This is a genomic window from Paenibacillus massiliensis subsp. panacisoli DSM 21345 (assembly GCF_000426545.1).
Taxonomy (GTDB): Bacteria; Bacillota; Bacilli; order Paenibacillales; family Paenibacillaceae; genus Paenibacillus; species Paenibacillus panacisoli.
The window spans coordinates 14,908-38,702 of record NZ_AUFO01000038.1; the positions used below are offsets into that span (position 1 = coordinate 14,908).

Genomic DNA, 23,795 nt, shown 5'->3' on the forward strand with positions numbered 1-23,795 from the left:
TAAGGTACATGGATGCAATCATAGGACAACCAGCGCCCGACTTTGAGCTGCCAGGCAGTGAGGGAGGGATGGTCAGACTATCGGATTACCGCGGGAGCAAGGTGATATTGTATTTCTATCCAAAGGATCTGACGGCAGCTTGCTCGACACAGGCCTGTGATTTTCGAGATCATCATGAGCAGTTCAGTGGACAAGGGGCGGTCATTCTCGGTGTAAGCACGGATCCGCTGCAGCGGCACAGCAAGTTCATTGAGAAGTACGGTCTGCCATTCCAGCTATTAGCGGATGAGGAGCATGTCGTGTCAGAGGCTTATGGTGTATGGCAGCAGAAGCAAATGTATGGCAAGCAGTACATGGGGATTGTGCGTTCCACCTTCCTCATTGATGAGGAAGGGATACTTGTACAGGAATGGCGTAAGGTGAAGGTGAAAGGGCACATAGAGAGCGTGCTTGCCCAATTGCATGCCTAGTGGTGCTGTTTTATTTAATGCTTATTGGCCTTCACTTTTTTTCGCAGAGACCATGCAGGCAGGATTAATAGCAGTAGTGGAATAACTAGACCGCTGGTGAGGTCCCAAAGTGTCCAGGACGAGATAAAGTCACTCACATAGTACTCCATGTCTGGTGATACTACGATACTCAGCCCAAAGAAAATAAGTGCGACTACCCAGATGAGAGACTGATAACTGTTCAGCTTGAACAATTGAGCCGTCCCCAGTATGGAGGCATAGTAATAAAGCACGGTCTTGAAGAAGGTAGTAACAATCCAGGCTGTCGTCAGAATAGCCTCCATTCGCTGTAGAAAATCGCCGATGCTGACCTTTTTCGCCAGAAAAAAAGTGGTGTAGATCGTACTTTCCGAGAGGAATGAGCCCAGTACGAGCAGAGAGGTCAGCAGTATAATGGTGAGCAGCAAGCCAGCGGCAGCTGCCATGACCAACACGTCTCGCCCCATATGGGATTGCTTGTTAACCAGGGGAAATAACATGCTGAACACCACGCTCTGTCCGAACGGATAGGAGATAACTACAAAAATGGTATGCAGTATCGCGAGGGGCTCTGCCTCCATGATTGGCTTTAGCTCCGTAAATTCGCTCTGAGGCAGTAAAAAGATCACCAGAAAGGTGAATGCCAGCAGCAGGAAGGGGAACATAATTTCTGCCGTGCGTCCTAGTGGTTCAATACCGGCAGATACTCCCCAGATTAGGATGCCAATGAACAGCAGGATGATAATCCTGAGTGGTGTATTCGAGAAGTATTGAGTATTCAGGAAATCCCCAATTTGCCTAATGAACAGGGCTGTGCTTATGTAGAAAAAAAATAGATACCAGAGGGACAGAATACTCCCAAACCATTTGCCAAGAACCGTGTGACTGATTTGTATCAGGTTTTGATCTGGATATTTACGATGAAGTCGAAGCAGAATCCAGACGACCATGACGCCGAATGGAAGTGCTGCTAGAGAGACAAGCCAAGCATCCTGCTTGGCCAAGGCAGTAATCACAGATGGATAGATTAATACGCTCTCTCCCAGCAGGAAGATGAACATCAGGATAGCGATCTGGCGTGTGCTAAGACGCCCTTTTTCAATCATGATTTATCCTCCTTAGCTTGGGAAAATATGCTGTAGCATCTGAATTACAGGTCTGTATATGAACTCAATCAAAAGCAGGGGTGTAGCATTGCGTTCAAAATTAGCGCCAAGAATACTGAGCCATACTCCAAGTACCAGCATAAGCGAATAGACTGCCAGCTCCTTGATGCTCTTCTTGCGCAATAGGGTGGGAGTGTCCTTCAGGGCAATCACGAGCCCAACCGCGCAGGTCAGTAAAGCCTGCTTCATGCTCATCTCTCCTCACCCCTCATCTTCTTCAGATAAGTATCTCCTAATTGCCCCACTCTTGTAATTTTCACCTCTGCTTTGTAATCCACCTGAAGCTCACTAAAGGTATGGTTCCAGTCCTGTTTCAGTGCCTTCCATGCTTTGGGATCAGACTGGTGGATCAGATCTCCATATCCGAAGACATCCACCTTGAATTTGTGTTGGACGACATCTGAAGCATTCTGCAGGATTTGTACGAGTTGTTCTTCACCCATTCGCTCCAGCTTTTGGAGGTCCTCATGTTTCTTAAGTGAGAATTGGGTCGATCCAACTTCAACAATTAGGAGAATATTGGTTACCTTAATCTGTATATGCGGGATACCATCAATGACTTTTGCTTTCTTATCCGTCTTGCTTCGCAGTACACGGACGCCTACGGCTCCTCCTTGTTCAGTCACAATATGCCCGAAGGTGGAGTGTACGTTGCCGCGAATGTAATTGTAGCCTTTGCTATCCGTCTCATCCAACCAGCCAATCAAGCGATCATCCTTGAATAAAGCAAGCGAAGCAACACGCAGATTTCTTTTAGGCTTCAGGGGCTCCTCACCATTGCTTGCTTGATCTCCATCAGCAGGCTGCGCCTCCTGAATCTGAATTCCAGACAGCACTGGATGAATTCCGTCACTGACCAATTGCCTCATCAGTTGGTCAATCGTTACTGTAGTTGTTGGGGCCCAGGTTCTAGAGGAGAACAGGAGGGAGTAGAACATTTGATTGGCAGGGATCTTCTCCAAGGAAGTGGGCACTTGCAATATATCCGATGCTTTGTGTTCTTTGGCGACAACAACGAAGAAGTCAGTGCGTGAATATACATCTCGCATAAGCTCTTCCACCAGGTTGCTAATGCCTTTGCGGGCATACTCCTCGCCCAGAACCACGACGCGAAGCTGAGGAATATATAGCACCCGAGGGCTGATCTCAGTGAGCCTTCTTACGGCCTCGTTTAATGTCGGTCCTGTGGCCTCATAGACGGTCACGGCACTGGCACCTTGACTCATGCCAGATCTTGCCGCTACTCCTGTTGGGAGTACAACCTGGGCAGAGACTTTGTATAGTTCACCTTCCGTATCAATACCAAGGGCGAGAGCAATCCCCATTTCATTCAGTTCATCCTTATCCCAGCATCCAGACAAGAGCAAAAGTAATCCAAACGCCAATATGATGTTCCAGTGTTTTTTTACCACATTCTTCTCCTCTTCTTTTGTCTGTAGGAACGCTTCTGGGATCTAGGACTTGTCTCTGAGCCGAAGGAACGAGGTCTTGTCCTCATGAGAGGCCAATTGACTCTAAGAACCGTATCCTTGATGTCACCTGCTATGAAGGGACCAAACGGGCTCGTATAGGGAACACCAAAGGAGCGCAAGGTGGTCAAGTGCAGGGTCATGGCAAGCAGACCGAGCAGAATACCGAATAGACCAAAGGAAGCGGCCAGCATCATGAATACGAAGCGCATCATACGAACCGCGATGGACATTCCATTCTCGGGAACGACATAAGTCGAGATGGCAGTAATAGAGACTATGATGACCATGGCAGCAGAGACTACACCAGCCTCTACCGCCGCTTGACCGATCACCAGGGTTCCTACAATAGAGACGGCCTGTCCGACCGTCTTGGGGATACGAACCCCAGCCTCCCTTAATATTTCATAGGTGACCTCCATTAATAATGCCTCGATAAAAGCAGGGAAAGGAACGCCCTCCCGCTGGGCTGCCAGACTGATCAACAGGTTGGTAGGGAGCATCTCCTGATGAAAGGTGGTAATCGCGATATAAAATGCCGGGGCCAATAGAGCAATAAAAAAAGACAGAAAACGAATTAGACGAAGCAGTGTACTGATATCCGCTCGCTGATAGTAGTCCTCGGCCGATTGGAAGAATTGAATAAATAATGCGGGAACAAGCAGTACGAAAGGCGTTCCATCCACAAAAATAGCGATTCTTCCTTCCAGAATACCAGCAGCGATCGTATCTGGCCGTTCAGTATTATAGATGGTTGGAAAGGGCGTAAACGCCGTATCCTGAATCTCCTCCTCGATATATCCGCTCTCTAAAATAGAATCAATCTCAATACTGTCCAATCTACGGTTCAATTCAGCCAGTACCTTTTGATCTGCCAAGTGCTCCAGATACATAATGGCCACACTGGTCTTTGTCACGGCTCCTATCTTCTTGGTCCCAATCCAAAGTCGCTGATCCTGAATACGTTTGCGCACAAGAGCTGTGTTGGTACGCAGATTCTCCGTAAAGCCCTCCATCGGTCCGCGGACAACACCTTGTGAGAGAGGCTCTCCGACACTTCTCTCCTCCCAGCCTGCGGCATCTACCCATATGCCCTGACTATTACCCTCCATGAGTAAGATCACATGACCGGAGAGCATCCGGCTGAAGAGCTCCTGAGTGGAAGTAAAGCTGCCGGAATGGGCGGCTACGAGAGCTTGCTTGAGAATGTAATCAACCTGTTCATGAGCTGATAGCACTACAATTTTTTCGCTTTCTATGCTGAGTAAGGAGCTGAGAATATGTCCGTTAAGCTGCTGCATATCAATCAGCCCATCCAGATAGACCAGAAGCATCTTCAAGGAATCGTTATTCCGGATTTCCTTATAGATGAGATCACTGCTTGCGCCCATGCTATTTTGGATGAACGAGACATTGTCGGTGAGGAGGGATGAGATCGTGTCTACAGGAGGCTGATTATGTTGAGTTGAATATGTGGAGCTCTCCATATCTCAAGACCTCGCTTCTGATTTTTCTTTAGTGTGCAATCTTTGGTTCAGAATTATTCCATTTGTTTCTTCTATATCCAATACAACCTACAAACTGTAGTTACACAGGTCCACATAAGTCTTCAATAGTCCACATAAGTCCACATAAGTCCACATAAGTAAGTCCACATAAGCCACATAAGTCCACACAAAAAAAAGATCAGCCAGCTAAGCTGGTTGATCTGTTGTATGTTCCGTAAATTCTGGAAACCGAAGGGTGGGGTAGAAGCTTAACGCGGCCCTGAAATCCGATCCTTGCGACCGGAACGGCTGCCGAATATACGTCTTGTGATTCGAATCAACAGAACGATGAGGAGTACGGCTCCAGCATAGATGGCAATACGTACAGCATAGCGCTCTGCTAGTAGGAATACGCTATCCCACTGTGGGCCAAATACTTTCCCAAGACTGATGAAGAGTATGACCCAGAACATGGCGCCGCTATAGGCGTAGAGCGCGAACTTGCGAAATGGCACAGCTGTAATGCCCGAGAAATAGCCCGTAAAATGGCGCACGCCGGGAATAAAGTAGCCCACAAAGATGAGCATGTAGCCATATTTGACGAACCAGCGTTGGGTCAGGGCGAATTTGTCAGGCTTGAGCAATAGCCATTTTCCATAACGCTCGATAAAAGGAAGCCCCACTCTGCGGCCAATCCAGTACGTGATGCTCATGCCAATGGTCGTACCTAGGAAGGCCAGAGCGATCAAGGGCCAGAAGCTCAAGCTGCCTGCATAGGCAAGATACCCGGCGTAAGCCATGGATGTCTCCCCAGGGAAAGGCAAGGCGATGAATTCCAGCAGCAGTCCGACGAAGAGAACCCAGTACCCGTAATTTTCGAATAAACCCTCAATCCATTGCAGCACTTCCACAGCTATTCACTCCTGTTTTCCTCTGCGATATCTTTCTTTCGAAATATGCACCAGACTAGTCTATTTAACTTCATCATTTCATATATTTTATCAAAAAATACTAGGTTCAATATATGGAGGGATCCCGATGAGATATAGATTCGTTGTGTGTGTAACCATTCTATGGATGCTCATGTCCATTCTATCATACGAGCAGGCGTTAGCACGGTTTCAGGCGGACTCTTCCCTGCTACAGTCCGGGAGCTCGACAGGCTCCGGGTCCTCCACGATAGTAGCTTCAGCTCGGACTACAGACATCGGCACGGTCTACTTAACATTTGATGACGGACCAGGGAAATACACCGGGCAGGTGCTCGACATCCTACAGCAATATGATGTGCAAGCAACGTTCTTTGTATTAGGAGAGCATGCCGTGAGGTCTCCAGAGTTGATTCGGCGTATGGCAGAGGAAGGTCATGTCGTCGGTAATCACACCTATAATCATAGCTACGAGGAACTGTATCGCAATTTCCAGGAATTCTGGAGTCAGATCAAGCGAACGGAGAGCATTATTCATAGTGTTACAGGGGAACGTCCTGCCTTGGTAAGAGCGCCGGGAGGGACCTATGGACATTTCGATGATGTTTACTATAGTCTGTTGGATCAGGCCGGGTATACGGTGGTGGATTGGAATGTGGACAGCGGCGATTCAAGGCGTTCAGGTGTTCCGGCACAAGAGATTGTACAGCAGTCTATACAAGGGATTACGGAGCGTGGAGATAAGGTCGTGTTGCTGCACGATGGAGGGGCAAGGGGAGAGACGGTAAAGGCACTACCTCGTATTATAGAAAAGTACCAGGCGGCAGGGTATTCCTTTGCTGTACTCACTCCAGAGATGCGGCAGTGGCAGTTCCCGGTGTCACAGAAGGCAAAGGCGCTTACACGTTCCCAACCGGGGAAGAGCTGGATCGCCGAGCATATCTTGACGAACCGTGCGCTGCTTGAGTCTGGACCTGCTCTACATGTCGCTATAGGAGCACAAGAATTGAGCCTGTCCGCGAGCGAGTATGAATGGAAGCAAGGGCATGTGCTTGCGCCATTACGCAGTGTCGTGGAGAAGTTGGGCGGCACAGTGGTCTGGCAGCCGAAGACAGGGATTGCCTCTGTACGCATAGGAGAACGATATATAGAGATTCATGCCCGACAAGGTGGGATCTATCAGATGAATAACAGCAGCAAAGTCAGTTATGTCCCCAAGCGTGATGTGCCTCTCCTGATGGTCGGTGCTCATAGCAGGAATGCTAGTGTCAGCGCTCTGTCTAGTGTGACGGACGGTGTGAAGTATTTTACGGGCTATTTGATGAAAAATAAGTTGCTTCAAAATGCATATAAGAGCAAGAGATTTGCCCAAAGCAAGGCGAACATGAATTATGTACATGGGGTCCAAGGAACCCAAGGTGTGAATATGATGAATTCAAACATTGAAATGAGAGCGGATAGCCTTTACCTGCCACTGAGGGACCTGCTGGAAGGACTGGGCTATGTCGTGACATATGAGGGGGATCAGTCGGCAGAGTATCGAATCAAGGCAATATAACGATGAATGAACGAGTTAGGTCCCGTGAAGCTCGGGACAGTTGATGCACTATATTACTGGGAATAATGGATTCAGCCCATTGGCAGGCGACAGCATGCTTTTAGGGCAGAATGTAGGGGCAACGAGCAATTGAAGCCTGAGGATTTGGAAGAGATGATTTGCCTGAGAGCATAAGGATGTGTTCGGCTGGAGAGTCCGTATTCTGGGATATCTTGAAAAGACAAGTGCCTTCCTTGACGACGTGTTTTGTCGTTGCGTATAATGAATCCATTAATTGAGGGAGGCACGGTAATGAATAAGCCTAATGAAATCGTTGTTGTTCTGGATTTTGGAGGACAATACAACCAATTGATTGCAAGAAGAATCCGGGATCTGGGTGTGTATAGCGAACTGCTTCCATATAATACACCTGCCGACAAGATTCGTGAGCTCTCTCCGAAAGGAATCGTATTCTCTGGCGGTCCATCCAGCGTGTATGCCGAGAATGCTCCTCACGTAGATCCGGCTGTTTATGATCTTGGAGTTCCTATATTTGGTATTTGCTATGGCATGCAGCTCATGGCTCAGCAGCTGAACGGAAAGGTAGAACGTGCTGGCAAGCGTGAGTATGGTAAGGCAGACGTGCAGTTCAATGAAGGATCTGCTCTGGCGAAAGGGCTGGATGCTTCGCAAACCGTATGGATGAGCCATGGTGATCATGTTACTGAGCTGCCACAAGGCTTCAAGCTGGACGCAGGTACAGAGAGTGCTCCGATTGCAGCGATGAGCCATCCGGACCGGAACTTTTACGCTGTTCAGTTCCATCCTGAGGTGCGTCATTCCCTGAACGGGAATGAGATGATCAGTAATTTCCTGTACGAAATCTGTGGCTGTGAAGGCAACTGGACGATGGAGTCCTTCATTGAGAATCAGATTCGTGAAATTCGCGAGCAAGTGGGGGACAAGAAGGTTCTGTGCGCACTGAGCGGCGGTGTGGACTCTTCTGTCGTGGCTATGCTCATTCACAAAGCGATTGGTGATCAATTGACCTGTATGTTCATTGATCATGGTCTGCTGCGTAAAGGCGAAGCAGAGAGCGTTATGGAGACCTTCGTCGGCAAGTTCGATATGAAGGTCGTGAAGATTGATGCGCGTGAGCGTTTCTTGTCCAAGCTGGTAGGTGTGGATGATCCGGAGCAGAAGCGTAAAATCATCGGTAATGAGTTCATTTATGTATTCGAAGAGGAGTCTGCTCGCTTCGATGATTTTGATTTCCTGGCCCAAGGTACGCTGTATACGGACATCGTAGAGAGCGGTACGGCTACGGCTCAGACGATCAAATCTCACCACAACGTAGGCGGACTGCCTGAGGACATGAAGTTCAAGCTGATTGAGCCGCTGAGTGCTCTGTTCAAGGACGAGGTGCGTAAGGTAGGCGAAGAGTGCGGTCTGCCAGAAGCGATCGTATGGCGTCAGCCATTCCCAGGCCCAGGTCTGGCTATTCGTGTGCTGGGTGAAGTGACAGAAGAGAAGCTGACGATCGTGCGCGATTCCGATTATATCCTGCGTGACGAGATTGCGAAGGCTGGCCTGGATCGCGAGATCTGGCAGTACTTCACGGCTCTGCCGAACATGAAGAGCGTAGGTGTCATGGGGGATGCCCGTACGTATTCCTACACGGTAGGTATTCGCGCTGTTACTTCCATTGATGGCATGACAGCTGACTGGGCACGTATCCCTTGGGACGTATTGGAGAAAATCTCTGTGCGGATCGTTAACGAAGTGGATAACGTGAACCGCGTTGTGTATGACATCACCTCCAAGCCGCCAGCGACGATCGAGTGGGAGTAGATTTATCTGCTCTTGGCCTTAATAAGGCGGGATGAATAAACAAGATCGTTAAGACTTATATCGTCATATCAAGACTCCTGCTGTATCGGCGAAATATCGCTGTACGGCAGGAGTCTTTCTTTTATATGACTACGAGTGGAGTTGGTCTATGTAGCCCTGAGAAGGTGTCTTCAGACAGTCTCTCTTAATAGATCGTGAGAGTAGGCCCACAGGGTTACGTAACAGAATACGAAGGTGAGAAGAGGAAATATTACTAAGTATGATGCACGCCCATTTATGAAGTGCTCGGCTCAAAGGTGTCACTTTTTGAAGATATTATGCTTTATAATATATCTGAAATCAGTTATACATATGCTGTCCCAACTCATGCTGCCCAAAGGAGAATATCAGATGCTAAAATTATTCCTAGCCTCATCCTTTAAGGATGTCGCTCCATCATTAGCCACCTTCACCGCTGAACCGTTGGAAGGGAAGAAGATGACCTTTATCCCGACGGCAAGTATTCCGGAGAAGGTCAAGTTTTATGTGAAATCAGCAAAGAAAGCATTGGAGAGCATAGGGCTGATTGTCGATGAGCTTGAACTAAGCACAGCCACACAAGAAGAGATTGAATATAAGATCAGAGAGAATGACTACATTTATATTAGTGGAGGCAACACCTTTTATCTGCTTCAAGAGTTAAAAAGAACCGGTGCCGATGTAATCATCAGAGAAGAGGTTCAAGCTGGGAAAATGTTCATTGGTGAATCCGCTGGCTCCATGATTTTGGCGCCCTCGATTGAATATGCTCAGCTCATGGATAATGTGCAGGAAGGTCCAGCTCTGGATACCTTTGCAGCACTGGGGGTCATTGATTTCTATCCCGTACCCCATCATACGAACATTCCGTTCATTAGAGCAGTGGAGAACATTATTGAGAAATACGGCAATCAATTGAATTTATACCCTATTAGTAATGCTGAAGTTATTCTTGTGCAGGATGTTAACATCCGTATTGAGAAAGTCTGACTTCAAGCGGCTCCATACTCACGTTTGATCTGGTCAAGATACTCATTTACATACCAAATGCCGTTATCTATGAAGAATGGCAGCACACAACGATAATGGAGGGCAGAGCGTGATCAAATTATACAAAAAAGAACAGGATGGTAAGCTGCTGTATGTGGAGTACTGGCACGAGGAAGGCCAGGTCGTTGAGCATGTTGGCACAGTCGGCACCCGTGGAACAACGAGTAGAATTGATTTCCCGGGCATATATAGCAGCGAGGACGAATTCAGACGGGATTTCATGGACAAATACCATGCCAAAGGCTATCAGGCTCCCTGGGAGGATGACGGCTATATGCTAATCGTCCAGTATCCGATGAAGAGTATGGCAGGCAGCAAGCGCGATCAGTGGCTCAAGGATAAAGCTAGCGAGGCGTTGCAAAATGAATTAGGCTGGTTGGGCTTGGGGGATGTCGACGGATACGACATGGGGAAGACAGCGAGTCCGGTCCCACAATATGCCCTGAACATATACTGCTTCGTGATTGATGAAGAGCTAGGAATACAAGCAGTCAAGCGTGTGCTGCGAGAGTCGAGACTCGACTATACCCAGATCAAGATTGCATCCAGAAGGCTGGAGGGTGACGGGGATTACATATTGAAATATTCTGCGAAGAAGAATGAGTTGGAATTCTATATATAGAGGGAATATTGTGCGATGAGCATTAAGCAATTATAAATTATACTTTCTATCACCCAGCATATGGCTTGTTGAAAAGAGCCCTTTGGTCTGCCCCACCAGGCATCTTGAAGGGCTTTAACTATGCCTACTCTGACTATAACAATTCCTACTCCGACTACACCGACTCTAACTACTCGTTGGCTAAGATTCTTGCTGCACAGCCACCTTAATCCGCCTTGGATTCATGGTAGGTAGCCAAGCCCGAGTAAGACGGTTTTCATGAATGAATAGAGTTACCCTTTTTCCATTTACGAATCTTGGTACGGAATGTCTGAAAAGGTGCGATGGTATTGATGTGAATCCATCTCGCAATCGGCCACTGGGGAAGATTTCCTGTCCATTGCCTGTGCCCTTGCTTGAACAACTCCTCGTCTGATAAGGATTGAATCCAAGCATGATAAAGTGCGATATCTGCTTTGAATTCGATGGTCATCTCCTCTAGTGTATGATTCTCGTATTGCTGGTAAAAGTGGCGGTATAGCTCACCTAACTGATTCCATTTATAGCCTGCCAGCGGCATACTGACCTCCTGCCCTGCCAACTCCTGCTCTTCCCATTGCTTCACCACCTTCATCCAGCCGAGCTGATAAGCCAGCATCTGTGCGGGTGTCCGATCCACATCAGCATGAAGGACGTCCTTATCCTGCTCTTGAACCTCGTCGAACTCCGAAATAAATAGCCCAGCCCGCTTGTCCAGCTCATTCAATAAGGCTTGCTTGTCTGGATAGTTAAAGCTTGCCATTATAAATACCTCCTATATTTGTGAAATGTATAACTTTGTACGACGCAGTGAAAAGACAAGCTATATAGATTGAACGTGTAAGGGTTCTTCCTTCAACTATTATAGGTGCAGGAAGATGACAACTGCTTGTCATGTTCATATGGGTAACCTATGTTTATTTGTTGGAATTGGAAGGTCAAATGATCTCATGGCTCTCTCATGCTTGTCTTACAATCGGTCATGGGTCCCACGTCTTGTTGAGCAAGAGAAGAGCCTGCGATAAGATAACCTAAGTATAAAGTTTATTTTTTTCAATGGACAGAAGGGGTGACAGCATGCATAAACGCATTCAAATGGAAGCAGGCTGGACGCTTGAATACATCAAGCATCTGGCTGAGGATCAAGAGGTGGGTATCGTGCAATACAGCGAGCCTCTCTATATACCTGATATGGATATGCTGCGTATGTTGAATGAGGAGCTCTTTCGGGTAAGGCCAGATATCGTATGGCGAATCTATGGCTTTCACCTGAAGCCGGGTGATCTCTCGGGTCTTGAGCAGATGAGTTATGTCGAGAAGCTCTGTGTAGATTGCAACACTCGGGTAACTCACATGGAGGCTATTGGAACCTTGCCTAAGCTGAAGGAGCTTGAATTGGATGTGTATGAGGCTGATTCGTTATCGGTGCTGGAGCTTGTTCCTGCGGACTTAAGGCTGCTCAGAATTGGCAAGACCAAGACGAAGAAGACAGATCTGTCGGTGCTTAAGAGGTTCACACATCTGGAATCGCTAAGTGTGAATGGGCATCAACGTAATCTGAATGTGATCGGCGGGCTGACAAGTCTGAGGCAGGTTGCACTTCAGGGTATGCCACTGGAGGAGCTTGAACTTCTTAGGGAGCTGCCTTTACTGGAAAGCCTGGATTTAAGCTTTGGCAGCGCCGAGCATCTGGGTACACTAGCAGGACTAGAAGCATTGCGGCATTTGGAGCTGTTGCGGGTGAAAGGCTTATCTGATCTCTCTGTCGTCTCTGAGCTAACAGGATTACGCAGCCTGAAGGTAGAGGACCAGCCGCATCTTGCCGAGCTTCCTTCTCTGGATCGTCTAAGTAACCTGCACAGAATTATACTTGCCAATGTAGGGCTGAAGAGCCTGGACTGGGTGCAATCGTCCCCCGTACTGGAGGAGCTGGCGATGTTCGAGATGAAGACCCTGACGGTTGAGGACATTGAGCGATGTGTTCAACAGCCGAATAGTCTGCGACGATTGTTAGTGGGGCTCAAGAGTCTCAAGTCGAACAAGCTTGCTCGGCAAGTAGTTGAGGAGGCTGGTCTCTGGGATGATAGGACATGGTGGCTATGAGCGGGTTCGATCCAAAGTTTGCTCTAGCCTCGAACATGATGCAAGAGCCTTTTTCTAATGAATTTATGGTCTGATTACATACAATATCCTATAAAATCAAGGTCTAATATCATAGATTACGAACGATGTGACAGTTAAAATAATTAATGTTCGTTTATATGGTTGACAATCCTGCTGCCTCGCCCTAAAATGAGAAAGCAATGTCAATCCTTTGCACGTACATGAACTAGTGGTCTGCTGACAATAGTAGTAAGGAGTCTTGCAGTAACCGTACGAAATGCAATGACATTTTGAATTTAAGGAGAGAGATTAGTGGAACGATTTTTCAAATTAAAAGCGAACGGCACGACAGTACGTACGGAGATTATGGCCGGGATCACGACTTTTATGGCTATGGCTTACATACTGTCAGTTAACCCGAATACACTAACAGCCTTTGGACAGATTGATATTGGCTGGTACTCCGTATTTCTGGCTACCGCGCTTGCAGCAGGTATTTTCACCATTGCTATGGGACTATTCATTAATTTTCCTGTCGCTCTGGCTCCGGGAATGGGCTTGAATGCGTACTTCGCTTCTGTAATTTTGGCATCTGCTACAAGCGACCAGCCTTTCACTTGGCAGATGGGACTTACGGCTGTATTTATATCCGGTCTGATCTTTATTTTGCTGACGGTAACGAGAGTTCGCCAGACGCTACTTGTAGCCATTCCTGATGGTCTCAAGCATGCGATTACAGTCGGAATTGGTATGTTCATTACCATTATTGGATTGAAGAACAGTGGAATTATGACTATCGGTGTCGAGGCTGGTAATGACATTCCGGCACACACCTTTACAAATGTATTGTCCTATGAGACAGTCATTCATCTTGGAAGCCTGGAGAATACCAGTGTACAGCTCGCGATCTTCGGCCTGTTGCTGATCTCCATTCTGATGGTCCTGCGTGTGAAGGGTGCGATTTTGTTCGGTATTCTGGGCACGACGGTGATTGGGATGTTCATGGGTGCGGTAGATTACAGCGTATTATCTGGACCTAATGCTCACTGGACACCTGATTTTACACAGCTGAATTTTATGGAATTCGACTGGAACGGTATTATGCATACAGGTATCATTTCGGCGATTGCTACGTTCACCTTTGTTGAGTTGTTCGATACTTTCGGTACATTGGTGGGTACAGCGCAACGTGCGGGAATTATGGATGAGCCTGAAGAAGGCAAGAAGCGTGTTGGTAAAGCTATGTTCGTTGATGCAGTAGCTGTTACTGGTGGTGCTATGCTCGGAACCTCCACAACGACGGCTTACGTAGAGAGTGCGGCAGGTATTGCTGAAGGTGGTCGGACAGGTCTGACGGCTGTAACTACAGGCGTATGTTTCCTCTTGGCTCTATTCCTGGCGCCGGTTGCGGCTCTGATTCCAGGTGCAGCGACTGCGGCAGCTCTGATTGTGGTTGGCGTACTGATGGCTCAATCAATCAAGCAAATTGACTTCCAGGACATGGTCATTGCGATTCCAGCTTTCCTGACCTTCGTCATCATGCCATTCACTTACAATATTGCTAATGGTATTTCCTTCGGGATCGTGACTTATGTCATTCTGGCTCTGGTAGCCAATATGGCATCTGCGAAGACGGGTAAGAAATACTCTATCCACTGGATGATGTGGGTGCTGGCTATTCTAATTATCCTGCGTTATGTATTGGTAGGAAGCGAGGGCTAATACAGTAAAACACGCAACAAATTCAAGCTGCTCTAGGCCAAGGCCTGGGGCAGTTTTTTTGTCATTTTTTCGTTATGCGGCATTGGCAAGAATATACATACTATTTTTTGTTGACATCTGTCGAAAAGAGTCTAATAATATTCAATAATACATTAAATCCGATGAAATTAATTGGATATTTGATTGCCAATTTTTAGCGTTCATCAACAGAGTCGAAGGAGCTTGTGTCTCATGATTAGAGATGTACAACTGCAGTATGCTTCACTCGAAGCAGCCCTGTCGGAACAGCCTGAAGGTACCGTCTCAAAGGTATCGCTTTCCTTTGCAGATGAGGTTACAGCCTTCTTCGTCGTGAAAGGTCAGCGCTTCGGGCCTACACTGTGGGTGCAAGCTGCTCTTCATGGAGATGAGTACGACGGGATTGTGGCCATACTTCGCTTGTTGGAGACTATAGTGCCCTCCAGTCTGCAAGGGCAGATCATTCTATGTCCTGTCGTCAATCCCTCAGCATGTCTGGCGGGGACTAACGGTAGCCCTGTTGATTCGGTGAATCTGAACAGAGTATTCGGGCATGATCGCAAGGATAGCCATTCCTACCTCTATGGGGAGTGGCTACTGCAACAGATTGTACAGCATGCCGATTTCTTGATTGATCTTCACGGGGGAGGGGCGTATCTGGATGTATGTCCGTTCGCCATGCTACCAACCAATCACCCGCAAGCCTATCAGACCGCAGCCCGTCTGCTTCATCAGCTGTCTCTGACCGCCATATATGAGTGTCCAACGGATGCAAAAGCAATGTTGGTTCAGGCAGTGTGCGAGGCAGGTATTCCAGCGGTATTGCTGGAAAGCGGAGGTGGGATCGCGTGGAAGCCAGAGGCGGTGAGGCAGCATGAGTATTCGATAGCGATGATTCTATCGGGACTAGGCATGCAGTCTGAGGTCGTACCTCACGCACCAACGCAATCTCCGACCACGATCCGTGAAGTGAGGGAGCTCAGGTTCGAGGCATCAGGTCTACTACTTCACCATGCAGCGGCGGGTTCCATTGTAACTCTAGGTGAAGAGCTGCTTAAGGTGATCAGCTTGCCGGTATTTGAAGAGAGTGTCATATCGTGCCCAGTGCCTCAAGCGATCATTCTGTCCATCCATACGGCGTCCACTGTAAAGAAACAGGGCTATGCCGTCATGTTAGGAGTTCTTGAAAGTTCTGTAGAGGATACACAAGGCTAGATCCATAAATCAGGGGTTGACTATAGAGAGTGCACGGGTGTAAATCCGGGGGGTTCGGGAAATGCCATAGTGTTGATCTGTAAAGACGACCGCAAGAAGCATTGATTGTGGGGATAGCCGACAACATATAAGAAAGAGGGTTATGAAAGAAATGAGAAAGAAATCCGCGCTGTTGCTATTGTTCCTGGCTTTTAGCTTGGCTGTTGCAGGCTGCACTACCTCGACCCAAGAAGGCAGCTCCCCAGAGCCTGCTGCCACAGAGCCGCTGGAGATCACGGTTGCCAGAGCCTTTGACGTCAATGGATTAGACCCTGGCTTCCTGACTGAAAATGCACAGGTCGTAGACAATATCTTCGATACGCTGGTCAAGCGTGATGAGAATGAAGAGCTGGTCCCGGGCCTTGCCACAAGCTGGAGTCAGGTGGACGATACGACGTGGGAGTTCAAACTGCGTGAGGGTGTCAAGTTCACGAATGGTGAGCCGTTTAATGCGGAGGCTGTCAAATACTCTATTGACCGCGTGCTGAAGCCAGAGAATAATGCTCCGACGGCAAGCTATATTTCTACTATTCAAGAGGTCAAGGTTATAGACGAGCAGACGGTGCATGTAATTACCAAGAAGGTTGACCCGCTGATTCCTACACGTTTCAATCGTTATCCAACGGAGATTGTTCCGCCGAAGTATACCGAAGAAGTCGGCCAGGAAGCTTTTGCCCAGAAGCCTGTCGGTACAGGCCCGTATACATTCGTAAGCTGGGATAAAGGAAGCCAGGTGGTGCTCGAAGCGAACTCCGAGTATTGGGGTGGTGAGCCGGCTGTGAAGAAGGTTACCTTCCGCTCAATCCCTGAAGCGTCCACACGTGTAAGCGCCCTGTTGAACGGTGAGGTAGATATTATTACGGCAGTGTCTCCAGAGAATCGCAATCTGATCGAATCCTCCTCGGCAGCCAAGCTATCGGTTGTTGAGCGTGCGGGGAACACAGTCTATGTTGGCTTCAAAACAGACAAGGAGCCTTTCAACAACCCGAAGGTTAGACAAGCATTGAACTATGCAATTGATGTAAATGCAATCGTGGATAATGTACTGCAAGGGGCTGCTGTCCAGACGAACAGCCTGATCGGTCCTAAGGACTTTGGCTATGCTGGGGAATTTGATGGCTATGGCTATGATCCGGAGAAAGCGAAGCAATTGCTGGCTGAAGCAGGCTTCCCGAACGGGTTCTCCACTACGCTGGATACAGTTAGCTGGTACATCAAGAATACAGATGTCGCACAGGTTATTGCGGAGCAGCTTAAGGCGATCGGTGTAACTGTCAAAGTGAACAATGTAGAAAGCTCTGTATACCGCACACTGGTTCCTTCCAATAAGCAGTCTGATATGTATGTGCTGGGCTGGAGCAGTACGAACACACTGGATGCGGATGCAGCGATTTATGCGATTTTGCGCTCTGGGGAGTCCTACTCTACTTACAATAATGAAGAGGTAGATGCGAAGCTGGATGAGGCACGCTCTACTTCAGATCAGGAACGTCGCAAGGCTCTGTACAAAGAGATTCAGGAGATTGTGCTGCAGGATGCACCACGTATCTTCCTCTATCAAGAGAATCAATACTACGGCGTATCGAATGAACTGAACTGGAATGGCCGTATTGATGGTTCAATTCCAGTAGTGACGATCAAGCCTGCGAACTAAGGCCATCTTATAGATAGGGCACCGCTACATGGCTGGCAAAGCTTCTTGTATTATGAGGGGCTATGCCAGCGTAGCGGAACTACTTTTTGAAAAGGTACGAATGCTAGAAAAGTGACCTCATAACGAATATGTGCTGCTTCATTCATAAGCATCAGCATATGTCGGTGATAGGAGTGTGTGTGGATTGAGACCCTATATTTTCCGTCGGGTCTGGCAGTCGTTGTTGGCGGTACTGGGAGCAGCCACAGTTATCTTCTTCATTATTCGCCTGTCTGGAGACCCTGCCAGACTCATGCTACCACCAGAGGCGGGAGAGGAGCAGGTGGCGGCACTTCGGTCCAGTCTAGGCTACGATCGTCCGCTGCTTATGCAATATGTGGATTACCTTAAGGACCTGATTACTGGTAATCTGGGCAACTCTTTATATTTTAAAGAGTCTGCTCTCCAACTGGTTCTGGATCGGCTACCGCAGACAATTGGTCTTGCCGTAGCTGCAATTGTGATTGCTATAGTCGTAGGTATGCTGGTAGGCATTGTGTCTGCATACAAGAAGAATAGCTTTGTTGATTACTTGTTAAGCACATGGATATTCGTGACACAGTCTCTACCTGTGTTCTGGGTAGGAATTGTACTTATTCTGATCTTCTCTGTACAGTTACACTGGTTCCCGACATCAGGGAATAGAGGCTGGGCCTCGCTGGTGCTGCCTGCCATCACGCTAGCGGCATATCCGATTGCGCCGATTGCCCGCACGATGAGATCCGCCCTCATTGACGTATTGGAGCAGAGCTACATGATTACAAGCAAGGCACAAGGCTTCTCCAGGCGGCAAATGGTGTTCAGGCGTGGATTGAAAAATGCGCTGCTGCCAGTTATTACAGTTATCAGTCTGGAGTTCGGTGTCATGATTGCGGGCGCTGTTGTGACGGAGACGATCTTCTCGTGGCCCGGGGTCGGTCAGTTAATCGTCCAGGGGGTAAGTAATCGGGATTTCCCATTGGTGCAGGCTAGCATACTCGTGATTAGCGTGCTGTATATTGCCATTAATTTTCTGACAGACCTTATCTATCTGTGGATCGATCCCAGAATCAAGGTGCAGTAACCAAGTGAGGAATTAAAAGTGAGGAGTCGCAATGAATAAATTAGCTCTGCTGAAAGGCAACTGGAAAGGGATTATCGGGATTACGGTACTAGCCATGATATTCATGGTAACTATCTTCTCCCCCGTGTTCTCGCCCTATGACCCATACAAGCAGTCTTTGCAGGACATCCTGATCCCTCCGCTCAGCCATTACAGCTCGCACGATGGTCTAAGTCTGCTCGGTACGGACCAGCTTGGTAGAGATATATTAAGCAGGTTGTTGTATGGCGGCAGATTATCGCTCTGGATGAGTATGGTGTCTGTAGCCTTTGCAGGTGTATTCGGTACAATGATTGGCATCGTTGCTGGATACTATGGAGGCAAGATTGATGCACTGATGATGCGCCTTGCGGATATTCAGATGTCTATTCCAAGCATGCTGCTCGCCATTGTTATGGTAGCAGTCCTTGGCTCAGGCTTGACCAATATTATTATTGTTCTGTCTGTTACCGGCTGGGTGGTCTTCGCTCGTGTCGTCCGCAGTCAGGTGCTGTCGCTGAAGGAATTGGAGTATGTAGAGGCAGCCAAGGCCATGGGGGTACCCAGTCTGGATATCATGCGTCGTCACATCCTACCGAACACGTTATTCACAATTGTCACACAGGCGGCCCTGCAGATGTCGCGTATGATTCTGCTTGCAGCATCTCTTAGCTTTCTGGGGCTTGGTATCGACGTGTCTACTCCGACCTGGGGCGGGATGATAAATGATGGCAAGAATTATATTAGCTCAGCCTGGTGGCTGTCCACGATTCCGGGGTTAGTGATTGCCTTTGTCATTCTGACCATTAATCTGGTAAGTGATTGGCTTCGGGACAAGTCCGAAGCTGGATAGGGGCTTGGGTTAGACGTCTAGATGAAGGGCAGACACTAGATGGAGTACAGACGTCCATTCCCTGAATTGCTCACCTGTCCGTCGCTAAAGTCCGTTACTAAATTCATAAGAAGCAAGCTGCTTCATCAGCTGCTTCATCAGCTACTTCATCATTAGTTATGATTAGATTATGCTATGAAGTCTCAGAAGTAAAAGTAGAAGTATAAGTAAGGTATGTTGGAGAAAGGAGGATTCCCGAATGTTAATCATCACTCATGAGCAGATCGTTCAGAGCGGCATAGCTGAGCCTAAGGCAGCACAAGCCATCATCGAGCGTACTTTCCGGCACAAAGCTGATGGTCTGGCCGTCTGTGCACAGGAGATAGCCATGATTCCCGAGCATCTGGATGCGGGGGCCTTTTATTCATTACCTGGGTATTTAGCTGCGGAGCGAATAGCCGGTATTAAATGGACCTCGCATGTGCACAAGCAAGCAGGACACAGCTCATCTACGCACCCGATGATTATGCTCAATGATCTGGATACCGGGATGCCACGTGCGCTCTTGGACGGACTCCTGATCAGTGGATTGCGTACAGGTGCCGTATCAGCCACGGCTATTAAGCTGCTGGCGAACCCGGATGCCGGGACGCTCTTGGTATGTGGATCGGGATATCAGGCCAGACATCAATTGATGGCGGTTATTCCTTTCCTGCCCCGCCTTAAGACCATCTATATCTGGAGTCGTCATGAGCAGCATGCCCGTCGGTTGGCAGAGAGTCTGCGGAGCTTGGCAAGCGAACGGAATCTTCAATTGAAGGTCTTGCCTACTCTGCCTGATTGTCTGGATCTCGCTGAGATCGTCATCGGGATTACCTCTGCTACCACGCCTTATTTGCAGCAGACTCACTTTGTACCGGGACATTTGTACATTCACGCGGGTATTAGGGATGTTACACCAGAGGCCATTGCGGCTTTCGACCATATCATCTGCGATGATTATCAGAGTGGTGTACTGACCAGTAGTCAATCCTTGTTCGAGCTGGCTCGTCAGGATGAGACAGTCGTGACGGGTAAAATCTCTTTGCTGGAGGAGCTACTCTGTGGTCAAGTTGAAGCGAAGCGTGAGCAGGATAGGAAGCAATCGAGTCTCGAGCAAGGGCAAGTTAACCAACAAGGACTGAATATCCAACAATATCAGATTGCTGAACAAAATCAGAGTATTGAACAAGAACGAAATTATGAGCAGCGCTCCCGTATCAATCAGGGGCAGAGTCCTCAGGAACAGCCTAATCAACAACCGCATCTGAAGCAAAATGCACAGCATAAGCTAATGTTCAACGCATTCGGCTTGCAGATCTTCGATCTGGCGCTTGCGCATGCTGTACTGAACACAATACAGGAGCGAAATCAGACGGGCGTACAGGACATTGCTATGTTCGAGGAGATACAGCCATGACACGTAACAAAATCATTGAAGTGCTGGATGTCAGTATGGGCTTCGAGAAAAAGCAACAATGGTCTCCGATCTTCAACAATTTATCCTTTGACATCTATGAGGACGAAATTGTGTGCTTGGTAGGAGAGTCGGGTAGTGGGAAGAGTGTGGCGGCGAAATCCATCATGAGGCTGTTGCCGACCCCACCAGCTCGATATACAAGCGGACAGATTCGCTTCAACAACGAGGACCTGCTTGCGATGAATGAGAAGGAGCTGCAAGCGATCCGGGGCCGTGAGATGGCTATGGTATTTCAGGATGCCCTCAGCGCGTTGAATCCGGTCTTTACCATTGGGACCCAGATGGTGGATGTGATCCGTCTGCATGGAGAGACCAGGCTAACGAAGAGGCAGGCTTTGGAGCAAGCCAAGGAGTTGCTTCATCAGGTAGACATTCGTAATGTGGAGGAAGTCATCCAGCAGTATCCATTCCAGCTGTCGGGAGGGATGAGGCAGCGTGTCATGATTGCGATGGCGCTATCCTCCAAGCCGCGATTGCTACTGGCCGATGAGCCGACTACTGCGCTGGATGTCACGGTGCAAGCCAATATACTGAAGCTGATTCGAAGGCTGAGGGAGCAATATGCGATGAGTATCCTCTTCATTACGCATGATCTGGGCGTGGTCTATGAGATGGCGGACAGGGTGCTTGTGATGAAGAATGGCGAGCTTGTGGAGCAAGGCACCAAGACGGATATTTTCACGAATCCACAACATGCGTATACCAGGCAGCTGCTGAACAGCATGCCGCGGATTTATTTTCAAAAATAAGGTAAAGAGCGTCATTCATTGTCGATAGGTAGTCAATGCCGCCTTAATGATGACTAGTACTGAGGGTGAGGTGATCGAATGAGCAGACCGCTCCTGGAGGTCTCGAATCTGAGAAAGATATACAAGACCAAGACGAGTGGAGAGTTCGCAGCCGTGAAGGAGGTCTCCTTCTCTCTGAAGCAAGGGGAGACGCTTGGCATTGTCGGTGAATCGGGAAGTGGCAAGACTACCGTAGCCAAGATGATAGCTGGTATGACTCCGGTGACCTCGGGTGATATCACCTTGAATGGTGAAGTGGTCAGCGGCCAGCGACGGAGCAGAGCAACGAAGCGTAATATTCAGTACATCTTTCAGGACCCTGTATCCTCGCTCAATCCGAGACTCAAAATCAAGGATATTCTAGGTGAGCCATTACGCTTGTACTTCAGATATTCGAGGGTAGAGGTCGAGCGAAGAGTAGATCAACTGCTGACGGATGTCGGTCTACCTGTCCATTATCGCGATCTATATCCGAAGGAGCTGTCAGGGGGACAGTGTCAGCGTGTCGGCATTGCCCGAGCCATTGCGGCTGAACCAACGGTAATTGTATGTGACGAGCCTACATCAGCATTGGACATGACTGTTCAATCACAAATTCTGGAGTTGCTGAAGCGGCTACAGCAGGATCGGAATCTGTCCTACATCTTCATCGCGCATGGACTCGAAGTTATCTATACGATATCGGATCGGGTTCTGGTCATGAAGCAGGGTGAGGTCGTAGAGTCAGGGGATACAGAGCAAATATTCAGACAGCCCGAGCATCCCTACACGCAATCGCTTATTCAGGCGATCCCACGAATCGAGATTCCTTATTTCGAATATTAGAGGTTGAATGGTTAAGGTCAAATTGTTGAAGAAATTCAAATTCAGAGGAGGACGATAGGATGAGTATAATACCTTTGGCGCAAGTAGAGGATATGACACCAGAAGCTAAGGAGTTCTACGAGGCAAAGCTGAGAGACAATGCAAGGGTAACGAATATGGTAAAAACCTTGCTGCATTCCATGCCATCCTTCCGGGCGATGGAGTTCTACCCGATCCGTAATGAGCTGTTAAATGTAATTGGTACAAGAGCGGTATACTTTTATTGCTATGCGATTTCTACAGAAAATGATTGTCTCGTATGCTCTACGTATCACGCCAAGCTGTTGAAGGAACTAAATATTGCGTTCGATGAATTCGAATTCACAGAGATAGAGAACGTATTGATTGCTTATGGCAGAGGATTGGTTAATGATCCGAATCATATTGATCCGGCTATCTACGAGAAACTGAAGGAGCATTTCACGAATGAGCAGATTGTGGTCATCACAACGGTTGGCTGCAAGATGATTGCTTCTAATATATTTAACTCGGCGTTGAAGGTAGATCTTGATGAGTATCTATTCGAGGTAGACTTCGACAAAAGCATCCTGCCAGCCAAGGCATAAATGATGAAATCGTAAATGGACGAGCCTGCGCCCGATTGCAGGCTTGTCTTTTTATTTCGGAATGGTTCAAAGGATAAATTCAGGGATGAGTATGGTGAGAAAAGTTAGCACAGTGGAGAGGGTGTGGAACGTGAAATGAACTGTTACTTTGCTGCGTCTAGAGCATTGTCGGCAGAGTAAGATGTATCAGAGAGCATAGATTAGGTAATTAAGAAGCAAAAGTTAGTGTTTGGATGTGTACTGAGCGTATAGTTTGGTGATGAGACGAAACAAATGAAATGATGGACGGAAAAAATAAGGCACCTGTTATTGAAAAGTGAGAGAGGCTTGGGCATAGGCTGATCATCAATATATTGAAAACGGCAAGATAGTGGTGAAAGTGGTGGGAGTGAAAAAAGTGAAGAGAAGTTTCTTGAAAAAAAGTATTGCACTAAGTTGTTGTACATGGTATATTCTAATTCCGGCCAAGAAAGCACTGAGAAATCAGGGCGGCAAAGCAGTATTTAGTTTCCAAGGTTAACAGCCAAAAGGAATTAAAATAAATGCTTGCTAACTTGGCAAGGATATGATAAGATATAAAAGTTGCTGAGCGAGAGTTGCTTGGTAAAGAAAACAAAGTTGATCTTTGAAAACTGAACAACGAGTGAGCGGATTTTGTGAAGCAAAATCCAATGCGAAGGTTTTGGTACATGTCTTTGACTGTATGAAAACTGGAGCAAA

At 47.8% G+C, this 23,795-nt stretch carries 21 protein-coding genes; 15 read left to right on the top strand and 6 right to left on the bottom strand.

Annotated elements, in window-relative coordinates:
- Positions 1-8 precede the first annotated feature (8 nt).
- Entirely contained in the window at positions 9-470 is a 462-nt protein-coding gene (gene bcp / locus K331_RS0121685) for a thioredoxin-dependent thiol peroxidase (RefSeq protein WP_028591897.1), read from the top strand.
- A gap of 14 nt (positions 471-484) precedes the next feature.
- Here bcp and K331_RS0121690 read toward each other — a convergent pair whose 3' ends face one another.
- The 5 genes from K331_RS0121690 to K331_RS0121710 all read right to left on the bottom strand — a co-directional run bounded on the left by K331_RS0121690 (position 485) and on the right by K331_RS0121710 (position 5,521).
- On the bottom strand, positions 485-1,594 hold the full coding sequence (locus K331_RS0121690) for a GerAB/ArcD/ProY family transporter (RefSeq protein WP_028591898.1): 1,110 nt from the start codon (positions 1,592-1,594) through the stop codon (positions 485-487).
- Positions 1,595-1,606: 12 nt separating this feature from the next.
- Positions 1,607-1,843, bottom strand: a complete 237-nt coding sequence (locus K331_RS0121695; RefSeq protein ID WP_028591899.1) for a hypothetical protein — start codon at positions 1,841-1,843, stop codon at positions 1,607-1,609.
- A gap of 2 nt (positions 1,844-1,845) precedes the next feature.
- Positions 1,846-3,066, bottom strand: a complete 1,221-nt coding sequence (locus tag K331_RS0121700) for a Ger(x)C family spore germination protein (protein WP_226383667.1) — start codon at positions 3,064-3,066, stop codon at positions 1,846-1,848.
- A complete protein-coding gene (locus K331_RS0121705; RefSeq protein WP_028591901.1) occupies positions 3,060-4,610 on the bottom strand; it encodes a spore germination protein in 1,551 nt (516 codons plus the stop codon). Before K331_RS0121705 ends, K331_RS0121700 begins: the two co-directional genes overlap by 7 nt.
- A gap of 269 nt (positions 4,611-4,879) precedes the next feature.
- Positions 4,880-5,521 (bottom strand): DedA family protein, encoded by a 642-nt coding sequence (locus K331_RS0121710; protein WP_028591902.1) that lies wholly within the window; start codon positions 5,519-5,521, stop codon positions 4,880-4,882.
- A 127-nt stretch (positions 5,522-5,648) separates the two neighbouring features.
- On the opposite strand from K331_RS0121710, the gene K331_RS31130 reads away from it, so the two are divergent.
- The 4 genes from K331_RS31130 (at position 5,649) to K331_RS30130 (ending at position 10,617) form a co-directional block, all read left to right on the top strand.
- A complete protein-coding gene (locus K331_RS31130; protein ID WP_051289963.1) occupies positions 5,649-7,097 on the top strand; it encodes a polysaccharide deacetylase in 1,449 nt (482 codons plus the stop codon).
- Between the two features lie 291 nt (positions 7,098-7,388).
- Entirely contained in the window at positions 7,389-8,927 is a 1,539-nt protein-coding gene (gene guaA / locus K331_RS0121720) for a glutamine-hydrolyzing GMP synthase (protein ID WP_028591903.1), read from the top strand.
- Positions 8,928-9,317: 390 nt separating this feature from the next.
- Positions 9,318-9,935 carry a Type 1 glutamine amidotransferase-like domain-containing protein gene (locus K331_RS0121725; RefSeq protein ID WP_028591904.1) on the top strand — a complete coding sequence of 206 codons (618 nt, stop codon included), beginning with the start codon at positions 9,318-9,320 and terminating at the stop codon, positions 9,933-9,935.
- 109 nt (positions 9,936-10,044) lie between these two features.
- A complete protein-coding gene (locus K331_RS30130) occupies positions 10,045-10,617 on the top strand; it encodes a hypothetical protein (RefSeq protein ID WP_028591905.1) in 573 nt (190 codons plus the stop codon).
- 256 nt (positions 10,618-10,873) lie between these two features.
- Here the strand turns inward: K331_RS30130 and K331_RS0121735 are convergent, their stop codons facing one another.
- Positions 10,874-11,398, bottom strand: coding sequence for a ClbS/DfsB family four-helix bundle protein (locus K331_RS0121735; RefSeq protein WP_028591906.1), 525 nt, complete (start codon positions 11,396-11,398; stop codon positions 10,874-10,876).
- 314 nt (positions 11,399-11,712) lie between these two features.
- Here K331_RS0121735 and K331_RS0121740 point away from each other — a divergent pair, with 314 nt between their 5' ends.
- From K331_RS0121740 to K331_RS0121790, 10 genes are all read left to right on the top strand, one after another.
- Positions 11,713-12,738 carry a hypothetical protein gene (locus tag K331_RS0121740; protein ID WP_028591907.1) on the top strand — a complete coding sequence of 342 codons (1,026 nt, stop codon included), beginning with the start codon at positions 11,713-11,715 and terminating at the stop codon, positions 12,736-12,738.
- A 312-nt stretch (positions 12,739-13,050) separates the two neighbouring features.
- The gene (locus K331_RS0121750; RefSeq protein ID WP_028591908.1) at positions 13,051-14,460 is read left to right on the top strand and encodes an NCS2 family permease; all 1,410 of its coding nucleotides are present in this window, start codon (positions 13,051-13,053) and stop codon (positions 14,458-14,460) included.
- 231 nt (positions 14,461-14,691) lie between these two features.
- Positions 14,692-15,693, top strand: coding sequence for a M14 family metallopeptidase (locus tag K331_RS0121755; RefSeq protein WP_028591909.1), 1,002 nt, complete (start codon positions 14,692-14,694; stop codon positions 15,691-15,693).
- A gap of 151 nt (positions 15,694-15,844) precedes the next feature.
- Positions 15,845-17,386, top strand: coding sequence for an ABC transporter substrate-binding protein (locus tag K331_RS0121760; RefSeq protein ID WP_028591910.1), 1,542 nt, complete (start codon positions 15,845-15,847; stop codon positions 17,384-17,386).
- 175 nt (positions 17,387-17,561) lie between these two features.
- A complete protein-coding gene (locus K331_RS0121765) occupies positions 17,562-18,488 on the top strand; it encodes an ABC transporter permease (RefSeq protein WP_226383668.1) in 927 nt (308 codons plus the stop codon).
- Positions 18,489-18,519: 31 nt separating this feature from the next.
- Complete coding sequence (locus K331_RS0121770; RefSeq protein ID WP_028591912.1) at positions 18,520-19,359, top strand: ABC transporter permease; 840 nt, start codon at positions 18,520-18,522, stop codon at positions 19,357-19,359.
- A gap of 238 nt (positions 19,360-19,597) precedes the next feature.
- A complete protein-coding gene (locus K331_RS0121775; protein WP_028591913.1) occupies positions 19,598-20,797 on the top strand; it encodes an ornithine cyclodeaminase family protein in 1,200 nt (399 codons plus the stop codon).
- Positions 20,794-21,606 (top strand): ABC transporter ATP-binding protein, encoded by an 813-nt coding sequence (locus K331_RS0121780; RefSeq protein ID WP_028591914.1) that lies wholly within the window; start codon positions 20,794-20,796, stop codon positions 21,604-21,606. The genes K331_RS0121775 and K331_RS0121780 overlap by 4 nt, the downstream gene beginning before the upstream one ends.
- A gap of 78 nt (positions 21,607-21,684) precedes the next feature.
- Positions 21,685-22,470, top strand: a complete 786-nt coding sequence (locus K331_RS30135) for an ABC transporter ATP-binding protein (protein ID WP_036635519.1) — start codon at positions 21,685-21,687, stop codon at positions 22,468-22,470.
- 59 nt (positions 22,471-22,529) lie between these two features.
- Positions 22,530-23,075 carry a carboxymuconolactone decarboxylase family protein gene (locus K331_RS0121790; RefSeq protein WP_028591915.1) on the top strand — a complete coding sequence of 182 codons (546 nt, stop codon included), beginning with the start codon at positions 22,530-22,532 and terminating at the stop codon, positions 23,073-23,075.
- The last annotated feature ends 720 nt before the right edge of the window (positions 23,076-23,795 follow it).